The 14,059-nt window shown below is 67.6% G+C and carries 13 protein-coding genes; 4 read left to right on the plus strand and 9 right to left on the minus strand.

What is annotated here, in order from left to right; translation table 11 throughout:
• Positions 1 to 325: 325 nt before the first annotated feature.
• Positions 326 to 1,534: a Bcr/CflA family multidrug efflux MFS transporter gene (locus tag VQ065_RS04350; RefSeq protein ID WP_003093473.1), complete on the plus strand. Its 1,209-nt coding sequence runs from the start codon at positions 326 to 328 to the stop codon at positions 1,532 to 1,534.
• A gap of 85 nt (positions 1,535 to 1,619) precedes the next feature.
• Positions 1,620 to 2,042, plus strand: coding sequence for a homoprotocatechuate degradation operon regulator HpaR (gene hpaR, locus VQ065_RS04355; RefSeq protein WP_003093470.1), 423 nt, complete (start codon positions 1,620 to 1,622; stop codon positions 2,040 to 2,042).
• 15 nt (positions 2,043 to 2,057) lie between these two features.
• Here the strand turns inward: hpaR and VQ065_RS04360 are convergent, their stop codons facing one another.
• The 4 genes from VQ065_RS04360 to ccoG all read right to left on the minus strand — a co-directional run bounded on the left by VQ065_RS04360 (position 2,058) and on the right by ccoG (position 7,309).
• On the minus strand, positions 2,058 to 2,300 hold the full coding sequence (locus tag VQ065_RS04360) for a hypothetical protein (RefSeq protein ID WP_003093468.1): 243 nt from the start codon (positions 2,298 to 2,300) through the stop codon (positions 2,058 to 2,060).
• Between the two features lie 83 nt (positions 2,301 to 2,383).
• Complete coding sequence (gene ccoN, locus VQ065_RS04365; RefSeq protein ID WP_003093467.1) at positions 2,384 to 3,811, minus strand: cytochrome-c oxidase, cbb3-type subunit I; 1,428 nt, start codon at positions 3,809 to 3,811, stop codon at positions 2,384 to 2,386.
• A 263-nt stretch (positions 3,812 to 4,074) separates the two neighbouring features.
• Positions 4,075 to 5,490, minus strand: coding sequence for a GntR family transcriptional regulator MpaR (mapR, locus tag VQ065_RS04370; RefSeq protein ID WP_003101248.1), 1,416 nt, complete (start codon positions 5,488 to 5,490; stop codon positions 4,075 to 4,077).
• A gap of 97 nt (positions 5,491 to 5,587) precedes the next feature.
• Positions 5,588 to 7,309 (minus strand): cytochrome c oxidase accessory protein CcoG, encoded by a 1,722-nt coding sequence (gene ccoG / locus VQ065_RS04375; RefSeq protein ID WP_003132287.1) that lies wholly within the window; start codon positions 7,307 to 7,309, stop codon positions 5,588 to 5,590.
• 105 nt (positions 7,310 to 7,414) lie between these two features.
• Here ccoG and VQ065_RS04380 point away from each other — a divergent pair, with 105 nt between their 5' ends.
• Complete coding sequence (locus tag VQ065_RS04380; RefSeq protein WP_003093459.1) at positions 7,415 to 9,088, plus strand: nitrite/sulfite reductase; 1,674 nt, start codon at positions 7,415 to 7,417, stop codon at positions 9,086 to 9,088.
• Entirely contained in the window at positions 9,085 to 9,573 is a 489-nt protein-coding gene (locus VQ065_RS04385; protein ID WP_003093457.1) for a DUF934 domain-containing protein, read from the plus strand. The genes VQ065_RS04380 and VQ065_RS04385 overlap by 4 nt, the downstream gene beginning before the upstream one ends.
• Positions 9,574 to 9,654: 81 nt before the next feature.
• On the opposite strand, the gene hpaI is transcribed toward VQ065_RS04385, so the two are convergent.
• From hpaI to hpaD, 5 genes are all read right to left on the minus strand, one after another.
• Positions 9,655 to 10,461 carry a 4-hydroxy-2-oxoheptanedioate aldolase gene (gene hpaI / locus VQ065_RS04390; protein ID WP_003093455.1) on the minus strand — a complete coding sequence of 269 codons (807 nt, stop codon included), beginning with the start codon at positions 10,459 to 10,461 and terminating at the stop codon, positions 9,655 to 9,657.
• Positions 10,462 to 10,473: 12 nt separating this feature from the next.
• Positions 10,474 to 11,277, minus strand: coding sequence for a 2-oxo-hept-4-ene-1,7-dioate hydratase (gene hpaH, locus VQ065_RS04395; RefSeq protein WP_003093453.1), 804 nt, complete (start codon positions 11,275 to 11,277; stop codon positions 10,474 to 10,476).
• 17 nt (positions 11,278 to 11,294) lie between these two features.
• Complete coding sequence (locus tag VQ065_RS04400) at positions 11,295 to 12,599, minus strand: MFS transporter (RefSeq protein ID WP_003093451.1); 1,305 nt, start codon at positions 12,597 to 12,599, stop codon at positions 11,295 to 11,297.
• A gap of 92 nt (positions 12,600 to 12,691) precedes the next feature.
• Complete coding sequence (locus VQ065_RS04405) at positions 12,692 to 13,084, minus strand: 5-carboxymethyl-2-hydroxymuconate Delta-isomerase (protein ID WP_003093450.1); 393 nt, start codon at positions 13,082 to 13,084, stop codon at positions 12,692 to 12,694.
• A 10-nt stretch (positions 13,085 to 13,094) separates the two neighbouring features.
• A complete protein-coding gene (gene hpaD, locus VQ065_RS04410; protein ID WP_003093449.1) occupies positions 13,095 to 14,018 on the minus strand; it encodes a 3,4-dihydroxyphenylacetate 2,3-dioxygenase in 924 nt (307 codons plus the stop codon).
• Positions 14,019 to 14,059 lie beyond the last annotated feature (41 nt).

Here is a 14,059-nt window from a genome sequence, read left to right on the forward strand (position 1 = left end):
ACGCCGATTGCACGGTGAGTTTTAGCATATTGTTAACTTGTTAATGAAGTATTGGCGATCCTCCCGGAAGCTTCGCTAGCTTCTGTCCCTTTCCATGCTTGCCGATCATGGAGGGTACGGCGCTGGAGAGCGAAACCGACCTGGAATCTTTCGCCTTCTGCGCATTTGGTTAATCTGTTAACGTTGTCGGTCCGCGAAAGGAGCCAGGCCCGCGCGCTGCCAGGGTGAACGAGGTCGCGTCGTGGGGATTTCCCGGACGGCGAACTTGCATCCGCGTGCACGGCGGTGTCGTCTGGACCGAAAGGCGAAGAAGAGGAGGGCGAACGTGCCTGCGAGTGCATCGAGGATTCAGCTCGGAAGCGGCGAACGACGCCTGTTGCTGCTGTTGTCGGCGCTGGTGGCGTTCGGCCCGCTGTCGATCGACATGTATTTGCCGAGCCTGCCGGCGATCGCCGCCGATCTCGGCGCCAGCGATGCCCAGGTGCAGCGGAGCATCAGCGGCTTCCTGGTCGGCTTCTGCGTCGGCATGCTGTTCTACGGCCCCTTGTCCGACCGTTTCGGCCGGCGCCCGGTGCTGCTGGCCGGTATTGCCTTGTACCTGTTCAGCAGCCTGGCCTGCGCGCTGGCCGACAGCGCGGGGCAACTGGTCCTGCTGAGGGTGCTCCAGGCCCTCGGCGGCGGCGCCGCGTCGGTGCTGGCGCGGGCCATGGTGCGCGACCTCTATCCGTTGGGCGAGGCCGCCCGGATGCTGGCATTGATGCACATGGTGACCATGCTGGCACCGCTGGCCGCGCCGCTGCTCGGCGGCTACCTGATGCTCTGGGCCGGCTGGCGCGCGTTGTTCGTGGTCCTGGCGCTGTTCGCCGGGCTCTGCCTGCTGGCGGTCTGGCGGGTCGCCGAAAGCCACCCGCCGGAGCGCCGCGGCGGCAGCCTGGCCCAGGCCTTTCTCGCCTATGGGCGGCTGCTCGGCGACCGTCGCGCGCTGGGCTACGTGCTGTGCATGGGGCTGGCGTTCGCCGGGATGTTCGCCTACATCAGCGCCGCGCCCTTCGTGTTCATCGAGCATTTCGGCGTGCGCGCGGAGCGCTTCGGCTGGTTCTTCGGCCTGAACATCCTCGGCGTGATGCTCGCCACCTGGTGCAGCGCGCGCCTGGTGCGCCGCCACGGTCCGCGGCCGCTGCTGCGGGCCGGCAGCCTGCTGGCCTGCGTGTCCGGGCTGTTCCTCCTCGGCTATGCGGCGCTCGGCGAGCGGGGCGGGTTGTGGGCGCTGGTGCCGGGGTTGCTGTGCTTCGTCAGCGTCACCGGCCTGCTCGGCGCCAACTGCATCGCCAGCCTGCTGGCGTTGTATCCCGGACAGGCCGGGGCGGCTTCGGCGGTGGCGGTGTCCGGGCAGTTCGGCCTCGGCTGCCTGGCCAGCCTGGCGGTCGGCTGGCTGGCGCTGCCCGGCGTGCTGCCGATGGCGCTGGTGATGGCCGTCTGCGGCGTCGGCAGCCTGCTCGCGCTGGGCTTGGCCCTGCACGGCGGAAACCGTTGATTTCCTTCTGCATACCCGCATGCAGCCTGTGTTTTTTCCGCTACTCTTCTGCACTTTCGAAACCAGTCATCCAAGCTCGGACCCTATGTCAACGCCAAGACCCTCCCTGACCCTGACCCTGTTGCAGGCTCGCGAAGCCGCGATGAGTTTCTTCCGTCCCTCCCTCAACCAGCACGGCCTCACCGAGCAGCAGTGGCGGGTGATCCGCATCCTGCGCCAGCAGGGCGAGATGGAGAGCTACCAGTTGGCCAACCAGGCCTGCATCCTGCGCCCGAGCATGACCGGCGTGCTGGCGCGCCTGGAGCGCGACGGCATCGTCCGGCGCTGGAAGGCGCCCAAGGACCAGCGGCGGGTCTACGTGAACCTGACGGAAAAGGGCCAGCAGTGCTTCGTCTCCATGAGCGGCGACATGGAGAAGAACTACCAGCGCATCCAGGAGCGGTTCGGCGAGGAAAAGCTCGCGCAGTTGCTGGAACTGCTCAACGAGCTGAAGAAGATAAAGCCCTGAAGCGACTGGCCGGCGTCATGCCGGCCAATTCTTGTCCCAGTGCCGGCAGTCGCCCTGGCAGCGACCGGGACAGCCGCAGCCGGTGCGGCTCCTGCCGGTTTCCCGCTCGACCCGGCGGGCCACCTCCTCGTCGTCGGCGAACGGCAGCATGCTCGCCTGGTCCAGGGTCTTGGCGTGGCGCAGGCTCCAATGCACGCCGAAGAACAGCACGGCGACCGCCAGCAGCTCCAGCAGGATCTCGCTCCAGCTGAATTCCATGATGATTCTCCTCGTCGGCTGTCGAGCCTTGCCCGCAGCGTGGCGGGCGAGGCTCGGGAAGGGAAGGGACGCGCTGTCGCGGCTCAGGCCATGCGGGCCGCCGCGAGGATTCCTTCCGGGCGCGCCTGGCGTACCGTGCGCCAGGTGTTGTAGCTCATCAGCAGCATGCCGGTGAGGAAGAACCCGCCACCGACCAGGCGCACGATGAAGCCCGGATGGCTGGCCACCAGCGACTCGACGAAGGAGTAGGTCAGCGTGCCGTCCTCGTTGACCGCGCGCCACATCAGGCCCTGGGTGATGCCGTTGACCCACAGCGAGGCGATGTACAGCACGGTGCCGATGGTGGCCAGCCAGAAGTGCGCATTGATCAGGCCGACGCTGTGCATCTTCTCGACCCCGTAGACCTTGGGAATCAGGTGGTAGAGCGAGCCGATGGTGATCATCGCGACCCAGCCGAGAGCGCCGGCGTGGACGTGGCCGATGGTCCAGTCGGTGTAGTGGGAGAGGGCGTTGACGGTCTTGATCGCCATCATCGGGCCTTCGAAGGTGGACATGCCGTAGAACGCCAGGGACACCACCAGGAAGCGCAGGATCGGGTCGTCGCGCAGCTTATGCCAGGCCCCGGAGAGGGTCATCATGCCGTTGATCATGCCGCCCCAGCTCGGCGCCAGGAGGATCAGCGACATCACCATGCCCAGCGACTGCGCCCAGTCCGGCAGCGCGGTGTAGTGCAGGTGGTGCGGGCCGGCCCAGATGTACAGGGTGATCAGCGCCCAGAAGTGGACGATGGACAGCCGGTAGGAGTAGACCGGGCGCCCGGCCTGCTTGGGCACGAAGTAGTACATCATGCCGAGGAAGCCGGTGGTCAGGAAGAAGCCCACGGCGTTGTGCCCGTACCACCACTGGACCATGGCATCGGTGGCGCCGGAGTACATCGAGTAGGACTTGAACCAGCTCACCGGCAGCGACATGTGGTTGACGATGTGCAGCATCGCGGTGGTCAGGATGAACGAGCCGAAGAACCAGTTGCCGACATAGATGTGCTTGACCTTGCGCTTGATCAGGGTGCCGAAGAACACCACCGCGTAGGCGACCCAGACGATCGCCAGCCAGATCGCGCCGGTGAACTCGATCTCGGCGTATTCCTTGGTGGTGGTGTTGCCCAGCGGCAGGCTGACCAGCAGGATCACCGCCACCGCCTGCCAGCCCCAGAAGGTGAAGGCGGCCAGGGTGTCGGAGAACAGGCGTACCTGGCAGGTGCGCTGCACCGTGTAGTAGCTGGTGGCGAACAGCGCGCAGCCGCCGAAGGCGAAGATCACCAGGTTGGTATGCAGCGGCCGCAGGCGGCCGAAGCTGGTCCAGGGCAGGTCGAAGTTCATCTGGGGCCAGACCAGTTGCGAGGCGATCAGTACGCCCAACCCCATGCCGATCACGCCCCATACCACGGTCATGATGGCGAACTGGCGAACCACCTTGTAGTTGTAGGCAGGTTCCGTCGTTGCTTTGTTCATCTGTACAGTCCCGAAAGAAATGAACAGCCGGCGACCGCCGTCGAGGGGGGAGACGGGGCGCCAGCCGGAGCCTGCAATCTAAGGGCTGGGGCGGGGGTAAAACAGCTTCAGGTCGATATGGAATTTGGGTATCAGATGGGGCAGGGGAAGGCGTTCGTGCAGGGCGGCGGCGCATACCGGGATGGGGGACGCGAGCCGATCATGGCGGATGACCGCGCGCGGTTATCCGCCCTACTCCGGAGTGGCTTTCCGTGTGCGGGGCGTCATCCCGCCAGCGACTGGGCGATCCGCCCGAGGGTCTCCATCGCCTTCTCCTGCCGCGCGCTCCACGGGTGCCCGTAGTTGAGCCGGGCGCAATGGGCGAAGCGGCGGGTGGCGGAGAAGATCGGCCCCGGGGCGAGGCTGATGCCCTGGGCCAGGGCCAGTTGGAACAGGCGCAGCGAGTCGACCGCCTCGGGCAACTCCAGCCAGAGGAAGTAGCCGCCGCTGGGACGGCTGACCCGGGTCTGCTCGGGGAAGTAACGCGCCACCGCCGCGAGCATGGCGTTCTGCTGGGTCTCCAGGGCGTAGCGCAGCTTGCGCAGGTGGCGGTCGTAGCCGCCGTGCTGGAGATAGTCGGCGATGGCCGCCTGGGCCGGGATCGACGCCGACAGGCTGGTCATCAGCTTCAGTCGCTCGATCTGCTCGGCGTAGCGTCCGCCGGCCACCCAGCCGACCCGGTAGCCCGGCGCCAGGCTCTTGGAGAAGGAACTGCAGTGCATCACCAGGCCTTCCTGGTCGTAGGCCTTGACCGGTTTCGGCGCCTGCTGGCCGAAGTACAGCTCGGCGTACACGTCATCCTCGATCATCGGCACCTGGTGGCGCGCCAGCAGCTCGGCGAGGGCGCGTTTCTTCTCGTCGTCCATGCTCGCGCCCATCGGGTTCTGGAAGTTGCTCATGAACCAGCAGGCCTTGATCGGCAGGCGCTCCAGGCTGTCGGCGAGCACTTCCAGGTCGATGCCTTCGCGCGGATGCACGGGGATTTCCACCGCCTTCAGCTTCAACCGTTCCAGCACCTGCAGGGTGGCGTAGAACGCCGGCGCCTCGATGGCCACCAGGTCGCCGGGACGGGTGACCACCTGCAGGCAGAGGTTGAGTGCCTCCAGCGCGCCGTTGCTGATGACCAGTTCTTCCACCGGCAGCAGCAGGCCGCCGACCATGTAGCGCAGGGCGATCTGGCGGCGCAGGCCATGGTTGCCCGGCGTCATGTCGGCGACCACCGACTGCGGGTCCATGTCGCGCACCGCATGGGCCATCGAGCGCGCCAGGCGCGGCAGGGGAAACAGTTGCGGACTGGGGAACGCCGAGCCGAAGGGCACGGTGTCCGGGTCCTTGATCGAACTGAGTACGGAGAACACCAGCTCGCTGACGTCGACCTCGGTGGCGTCGGCCTGGCGCGGGCTGATCTCCGGTTCCGGCAGCGGCCGCTGCACGTGCTGGCAGACGAAGTAGCCGGAGCGTGCGCGGGCCATGATCAGCCCACGGCTTTCCAGCAGGTAGTAGGCCTGGAACACGGTGGAAGCGCTGACCCCGTAGGTACGGCTGGCGTGCCGTACCGAGGGCACCTTCTGCCCGGGGGCGAGGACGCCGGTGCGGATCAGCTCGGCAATCTCGTCGGCGAATTTCTCGTAGCGCTTCATCTTGTCCTGGCCGCTGTCCTGGCTGGCCGTGGGCACGGCCGCTGGCGCCCACTCTATGCGCGCCGGGACCGTGTTGTCATGCCTCATCGCGGCCTCCTCAGCGCGCCGGCGAAACGAAGGTGCTGGTGCTGCCGACCGCCAGGCTCGGGTCGTCGATGCCGCGCAGGCTGAACGCCAGCGGTTGCGAGCCGGCCCTGGCGCGTTCGGCGGTAGAGGCCACCGACACCGGGAAGTCGAGGATCTCGCCGGGCTTCAGGCTCAGGGTGTGCTCGCCCTGCAGGCGGAACTCCGGTGCGTCGTCGAGTTGCAGGCGGTAGCGCTGCGGCTGCTGGGTCTTGTTGATGACCTTGAGGGTGTAGATGTTCTCGATCTGCCCGGCGGCGTTCTCGCGGAACAGCCCACGGTCGCGGGTCACGTCCAGCGAGGCCAGCGGGCGGGCATCCAGGGCGACGACGAAGGCGCCGATCATCGCCAGCATCACCGCTGCATAGCCGACCAGGCGTGGACGCAGGAAGCGGGTCTGGCCACCTTCCAGGGCGCGTTCCGAGGTGTAGCGCACCAGGCCGCGTTCATAGCCCATCTTGTCCATGATCGAGTCGCAGGCGTCGACGCAGGCGGCGCAGCCGATGCAGGCGATCTGCAGGCCGTCGCGGATGTCGATGCCGGTGGGGCAGACCTGCACGCACTGCTGGCAGTCGATGCAGTCGCCGAGCCCCTGGGCGCGCGGATCGCTGCCTTTCTTGCGGGCGCCGCGGGACTCGCCGCGGGCGGCGTCGTAGGACACGATCAGGGTGTCCTTGTCGAACATCACACTCTGGAAGCGCGAGTAGGGACACATGTGGATGCACACCTGCTCGCGCAGCCAGCCGGCGTTGACATAGGTGGCGGCGGTGAAGAACAGCACCCAGAACAGGCTTTCCAGGTCCAGCTGGAAGCTGAACAGGTCGGCCACCAGCGGTCGCACCGGAGTGAAGTAGCCGATGAAGGTGACCGCCGTGACCAGGCTCACACCCAGCCATAGCGCGTGCTTGGCCGTCTTGCGCAAGAGCTTGGCGGCGCTCGCCGGACCCTGGTCGAGCTTGATCCGCGCGTTGCGGTCGCCCTCGGTGACCTTCTCGCACCACATGAACACCCAGGTCCATACGCTCTGCGGGCAGGTATAGCCGCACCAGACGCGGCCGGCGAACACGGTGATGAAGAACAGGCCGAAGGCGGCGATGATCAGCAGCGCCGAGAGCAGGATGAAGTCCTGCGGCCAGAAGGTCGCGCCGAAAATGTAGAACTTGCGCTCGGGCAGGTCCCAGAGCACCGCCTGGCGGCCGTTCCAGTTCAGCCACAGGGTGCCGAAGAACAGCAGGAACAGCAGGCCGCCGCCGAGGCGGCGGAAGTTGCGGAACAGACCGGTGAAGCTGCGGGTGTAGATCGGGCCGTTCACCGCCGACGGCAGCTTGCCGGGCGCGGGCGGCTGTTTCGACGGAGCGGCCGGTACGGCGGGCTCGACCTGGATCGCGGGAATTCTTTCGCTCATTTTTCGTAGGCCCATCAGGCTGGAGAGGCGGTTGCGACTATAGGAACCGGCTGATGGGCGAAACAGCGGCAGATCGAGCGGGAAAAACCATATCAGATGCCTCCGGAAAGCAGCGGCCCAGCATTGCCGCGGGTTACCGGGCGTCCTCCGGCAGTACAGATATGCACCCCGTGGCAACCGGTCGCAGGCGGCGCGAATTCGCCGTCGTCGGCCATCTGATGTGTTTTTTTCGGCGGAATCTGCCGCTGTTTCGCTGTCTGTACGCGGGCGATAGTGGGTGCCAGTGAACACCGGCCCATCCTGTCGCCAGAAACAGGGGCGCAGCCGGTCCCCGGTTTCTTCGCCACCCACCCTGCCCGTCATCGGTGGAGAAACCCTGTCGATGAGGGCTTTGCGATGTACCAGTACGATGAATACGACCAGGCGCTGGTGAGCGAGCGGGTGGCGCAGTTCCGCGACCAGATCGCCCGCCGCCTCGACGGCGAACTGAGCGAGGAGGAGTTCCTCCCGCTGCGCCTGCAGAACGGCCTGTACCTGCAGAAGCACGCCTACATGCTGCGCGTGGCGATTCCCTACGGCACCCTCTCGTCGCCGCAACTGCGCGCGCTGGCGCATGTCGCCCGGCACTACGACCGCGGCTACGGGCACTTCACCACGCGGCAGAACATCCAGTTCAACTGGATCGAACTGGAGCAGGTCGGCGACATCCTCGAACACCTCGCCGGCGCGCAGATGCATGCGATCCAGACCTCCGGCAACTGCGTGCGCAACATCACCACCGAAGCCTTCGCCGGGGTCGCCGCGGACGAATGGACCGACCCCCGGCCGCTGGCCGAGATCCTGCGCCAGTGGTCGACGGTGAACCCGGAGTTCCTGTTCCTCCCGCGCAAGTTCAAGATCGCCCTCAGTTCGGCGGTGGAAGACCGCGCCGCGGTGCAGATGCACGACATCGGCCTGTACCTTTACCGCCACCCCGACGCCGGCGGGTTGCGCCTGCGGGTCTTGGTCGGCGGTGGCCTGGGACGCACGCCGATGCTCGGCCAGGTGATCCGCGACGACCTGCCCTGGCAGCACCTGCTGTCCTACGTCGAGGCGATCCTGCGGGTCTACAACCGCCACGGCCGGCGCGACAACAAGTACAAGGCGCGGATCAAGATCCTGGTCAAGGCGCTGGGCATCGAGGCTTTCGCCCGCGAGGTGGAGGAAGAGTGGCAGCACCTGCGCGACGGCCCGGCACAACTGACTGCCGAGGAGTGCCAGCGGGTCGCCGAGCGCTTCGTATTGCCGCGCTACCTGCCGCCGGCCGGCGGCGAGCTGGCCTACGGCAGCGCCCGTGCGGTCGATCCGGCCTTCGCCCGCTGGGCCTCGCGCAACGTCCAGGCGCACAAGGTGCCGGGCTACGCCTCGGTGGTGCTGTCGACCAAGCCCGGCGCCAGCGCGCCGCCGGGCGACGTCACCGCGGAGCAGATGGAACGCGTCGCCGACTGGGCCGAGCGCTACGGTTTCGGCGAGATCCGCGTGGCCCACGAACAGAACCTGGTGCTCCCCGACGTGCGCCTGGAGAACCTCCACGCGCTGTGGCGCGAGGCCTGCGCAGCCGGCCTCGGCACGCCTAACCAGGGCCTGCTCAGCGACATCATCGCTTGTCCCGGTGGCGACTACTGCGCGCTGGCCAACGCCAAGTCGATCCCCATCGCCCAGGGCATCCAGCAGCGCTTCGAGGACCTCGACCACCTGCACGACATCGGCGAGCTGAGCCTGAACATCTCCGGCTGCATGAACGCCTGCGGCCACCACCACATCGGCAACATCGGCATCCTCGGCGTCGACAAGAACGGCAGCGAGTGGTACCAGGTCACCCTCGGCGGCGCCCAGGGCAAGGACAGCGCGCTGGGCAAGGTGATCGGGCCATCGTTCAGCGCTGCCGAGGTGCCGGCGGTGATCGAGCGGATCGTCGAAACCTTCACCGACCTGCGGGTCGGCCCGGAACGTTTCATCGACACCTTCAACCGGGTCGGCCTGGAGCCGTTCAAGGCCCGGGTCTACGCCAGGATGGAGGAACCGGCATGAACAACCTGATCCGTTTGCGCGATGGCGTCGCCGAGGTCTGCCGCGACGATCCCTGGCAACTCCTGCGCGAGTTGCCCGACGCGCTGCCGCCGGGGCCGTTGCTGCTGCCTCTGGCGGCCTGGCTGGAGCGCCGCGGCGAGGCCGGAGCCGCCGCGCCCTGGCTGGCGCCGGACGATGAGGTGGAAGCCTTGCTGCCGCACTTCGCCGAGCTGCCGCTGATCGCCGTCGACTTCCCCAGCTTCCGCGACGGCCGTGGCTACAGCCTGGCCTACCTGCTGCGCGTGCGCCTGGGCTGGAGCGGCGAGTTGCGCGCCGTGGGCGACGTGTTGCGCGACCAGCTCAGCCATATGCGCCAGTGCGGCTTCGATGCCTTCGCGGTGCGCGAGGACAAGAACGTCGAGGATGCGCTCAAGGGGCTGGCGGGCTTGAGCGTGCTCTACGGCCGCTCGGCGATCGAGCCGCGACCATTGTTCCGCCGACGCTAGGCATACGCCCCCGGACCGACGCCGATACCTGCCGCAACGCCGACCTGGCCCCTCTCCCGCTGCGGGAGCGGGGCGCGCCCCTCAGCCGTAGACCGAGGAACTGGCGGACGGCGCCGGCGCGCCGCCCTTGAAGCGCCCCGCCAGCTCGCGCAGCGAACGCATCAGCAGGCTGGTGTCCACGCCCACCGCGACGAACGCGCAGCCCAGCTCCAGGTAGCGCCGCGCCAGCGCCTCGTCGGCGGAGAGGATGCCGGCGGCCTTGCCGGCCGCGCGGATGCGGCGGATGGCGTCCTCGATGGCCGCCTGCACCTCGGGATGGCCGGGATTGCCGCGATGGCCCATGGCTGCGCTGAGATCGGCCGGACCGATGAACACGCCGTCGACGCCCTCGACGGCGGCGATCGCGTCGAGGTTGGCCAGGCCCTCCAGGTTTTCCACCTGGACCAGCAGGCACATCTGCTCGTCGGCGTGGTCCAGGTATTCCGCCACGCTGTTCCAGCGCGAAGCCCGGGCCAGCGCACTGCCGACCCCGCGCACGCCCGCCGGCGGATAGCGCACGGCGCGCACCAGGCCTTCGGCCTGGGCGGCGCTGTCGACCATCGGTACCAGCAGGGTCTGTGCGCCGATGTCGAGCAATTGCTTGATCAGCGCGGTGTCGCCCTGCACCGGGCGAATCACCGGCTGGCCGGGGTAGGGCGCCAGCGCCTGCAACTGGCCGAGCAGGCTGCGCAGGTCGTTGGGCGCGTGCTCGCCGTCCAGCAGCAGCCAGTCGAAGCCGGCGTTGGCGGCCAGCTCCGCGCAGTAGGGATCGGCCAGGCCGAGCCACAGGCCGATCTGCGCCTCGCCGCTGCGCAGGCGTTGCTTGAAGCGATTGACGGGCAGGTCCATGGAAATACCTCCTCAGACGAAACGGCAGGAGATGCTGCCGAGCAGATCGTAGTCGACGTGGAAGGTGTCCCCCGGCGCGGCCGCCACCGGGCGGGTGAAGGAGCCGCCGAGGATCACCTGGCCGGCCTCCAGGCAGACGCCGTAGGGCGCCAGCTTGTTGGCCAGCCAGGCGACGCCCTTGGCCGGGTGGTTGAGCACCGCGGCGGAGACGCCAGACTCCTCGATCACGCCATTGCGGTAGAGGATCGCCGGTACCCGCCGCAGGTCGATATCACCTGGCCGCACGGCCCGGCCGCCCATCACCACGCCGGCGTTGGCGGCGTTGTCGGAGATGGTGTCGAAGACCATGCGCGTGACTTTCGTTTGCGGGTCGACCTGCTGGATGCGCGCATCGATGATCTCCAGCGCGGGGATCACCCACTCGGTGGCCTCGAGCACGTCGAACAGGGTGCAGCCCGGTCCCTTCAGCGGCTTGCCGAGGATGAACGCCAGCTCCACCTCGACCCGCGGCACGATGAAGCGCTGGAAGGGGATGTCGCTGCCTTCCTCGAAGAACATGTCGTCGAGCAAGGCGCCGTAGTCCGGTTCGCTGATGTTCGACGAGACCTGCATGGCGCGCGAGGTCAGGCCGATCTTGTGGCCCTTGAGCACGCGCCCGTCGGCGATCTTGCGCTCGACCCAGGCGCGCTGGATGGCGTAGGCGTCCTCGATGGCGATGTCCGGGTAGTCGAGGGAGAACTGCCTTACCTGCTGGCGCGAGCGTTCGGCGGCGTCGAGGCGGTTGGCGGCTTCCTGGATCAGGCGGGGATCGAGCATGGTCGGGGTCTCTCGGTTCAGCGTGGGTTGACCACGGCGGCGGGGGTCCGCAGGACCAGGCCGGCGCCGAGGGCGATGAGGATGGCCAGCAGGTACAGGGCCAGGCTGGCGCTCTGGGTGGTGTCGCGCATCCAGCCGATCAGGTAGGGCGCGAGGAAGGCGGCGATGCTGCCGAAGGAACTGATCAGGGCGATTCCGGCGGCCAGGGTGGCGCTGGAAAGGAAGGCCGGCGGCAATTGCCAGAACATCGGCAGGGCGGCGCTGGCGCCCATCCCGGCGATCACCAGGCCGGTCATCACCAGCCAGGCGCTGGTCGGCGCCAGGGCCGCCAGGCTGAGACCGGCGGCGGCCATCAGCAACGGAATGCCGAGGTGCCAGCGGCGCTCGCGCAAGCGGTCGGAAGAGCGGCCGATGAAGATCATGAAGGCGCAGCCGGCGAGGTAGGGCACCGCGCTGAGCATGCCGATGCGGCTGTCCTGGGCGATGCCGGCGCCGTGGATCAGGCTCGGCATCCAGAACGCGATGGTGTTCACCGCCAGCATCACCGCGAAATAGATCGCCACCAGCAGCCACACCTGCGGATTGCTGAAGATGCCGGAGAAGGAGGTGATGGTCTTGCGCTGCTCCTCGCCGGCCAGTTCCTCGCGCAGCAGGTGCTTCTGTTCGTCGCTGAGCCACGCCACCCGTTCGAAGCTTTCCGGCAGCGAGCACCAGACCACCACGCCGAGCAACACAACCGGCAGGCCTTCGATCAGGAACATCCACTGCCAGCCGCGCAGTCCGAGGGCGTCATGGAAGCCTTCTAGGATCCAGCCCGAAAGCGGTCCGCCGATCACCCCGGCCATGGGCACGGCGATGGCGAACAGGGCGGTGATCTGCCCGCGTCGGCGCGCCGGGAACCAACGGTTCAGGTAGACCAGGATACCGGGGAAGAAGCCGGCCTCGGCGACCCCCAGAAGAAAGCGCAGCAGGTAGAAGCCGCGTGCGGTCTCCACCAGCAGCATGGCGGTGGAGAGACAGCCCCAGACCAGCATCAGGCAGGCGATCCAGCGGCGCGGGCCGATCCGTTCCAGCATCAGGTTGCTGGGCAGGCCGAACAGCGCATAGGCGATGAAGAATAGCCCGGCGCCGAGACCGTAGACGGTGTCGCTGAAGTGCAGGTCGGCGCTCATCTGCAATTTGGCGAAACCGATGTTGATGCGGTCCAGATGGGCGAAGACGTAGCACACCAGCAGCAGCGGCATCAGCCGCCAGGTGACGCGGTCGTGGGTGCTGTCGCTGAGAGGCAGGGTGGTGCTGTTCAGGGTGCTGGCTGTGCTCATGATCTTGTACTTTTTGTGAGCGCCCGGACGTCCCGGCGACCTGTCGGTGGCCGGGAGGCGAGCTGGGTGAGTGCAGCGTTATGGCGGGCCGGTCAGTCCGCCGGGTTGTTCAGGAATTCATGCACGTTGTTGCGCTTGTAGTTCAGCTCCGCGTCCAGTTCGGTGAGTTCGAAGGACAGCGCCAGCAGGCGTCGCGCCTGGAGCTCGGCGAAGTGCGCGGTGATCACCTCGAAAAGTGCCTCGGCGACTTGCCGGCGAGTCTCCAGGTCGCGACCGGCGCCGACTTTCAGGGTCATGTGGACGAAGGCGTAGTCGTGCTTGCCGTCGGCCATGCGCCAGGTGTCCAGGCGCACGCCGCGGCTGCGGATGCCGCCGAGCGGGAAAACGCCGCTGGCGCCAAGGCAGGCATGGACCTTCTCGAACAGGCCGGGCAGGTCGGCTTCGGCTTCGATGTTGTCGGTGTATTCGGCGATGAAGTGCGGCATGGTGGCGTCCTCAGAGGCGGCTGGCGCAACTGGCGCCGGCCGGGTTGCCGGCTTGGGCGGCGGGAATCGCCGAGCCGTCCTGGGCGGTGACCGGGAATACCGCGTTGATCTGCCCGGTGCCGGAGGAGCCGAAGTAGGGCGTCACCACCTCCGCCTTGCCGTCGTAGGCCGACCAGCCGAGGGCGCCGAGGAGCATCGCGGTGTCGTGCATGAAGCCTTCGCCATGGCCCTTGGAGGCGTACTCCGGGAGCATCCCGCAGAATTCCGCCCAGCGGCCTTCCTGCCACATCTGCACGACTTCATGGTCGAGGACCTCGAGGAACGGGCTCCAGATGCGGTCGGAGAAGTCCGGCGCCTGGCCGTTCTGGGCGAAGCGGTGGGACAGCGAGCCGCTGGCGAGGAACGCCACCGTGCCGTCGTAGTGCTCTTCCACCGCCTTGCGCATGGCCCAGCCCAGGCGCGCGCTGTCGTTCAGGTAATGCACGGTGCACAGGGCGGAGACCGAGACCACCTTGAAGTGGCGGTCCTGGTTCATGTAGCGCATCGGTACCAGGGTGCCGTACTCCGGGCCGAGGGTAGTGGCGTCGTGGGCCAGGGTCTCCACGCCGAGCGCGTTGCAGCCTTCGGCGAGGATGCGGCCCAGCTCCGGGTTGCCGGGGAAGCCGTACTCCATGTTGGCGATGAAGTGCGGCAGCTCGTTGCTGGTGTAGAGCCCCTCGAAGTGCGGCGCGCAGTTGATGTGGTAGCCGGCGTTGACCAGCCAATGGGTGTCGAACACCACGATGGTGTCGACCCCCAGTTCGCGGCAGCGCCGGCCGATCTCGCGGTGCCCGTCGATCGCCGGCTGGCGGCAGCCGTGGCGCGGGCCGGGCAGCTCGGACAGGTACAGCGAGGGTACGTGGGTGATCTTGGCAGCCAGAGCGACTTTGCCCATGACGATTCTCCTGGTGGCCCGTTGGGCCTGGCAGCGGGCGC

Origin of the sequence: Pseudomonas sp. KBN10P06128 (assembly GCF_037574945.1) — a bacterium.
Taxonomy (GTDB): domain Bacteria; phylum Pseudomonadota; class Gammaproteobacteria; order Pseudomonadales; family Pseudomonadaceae; genus Pseudomonas; species Pseudomonas aeruginosa.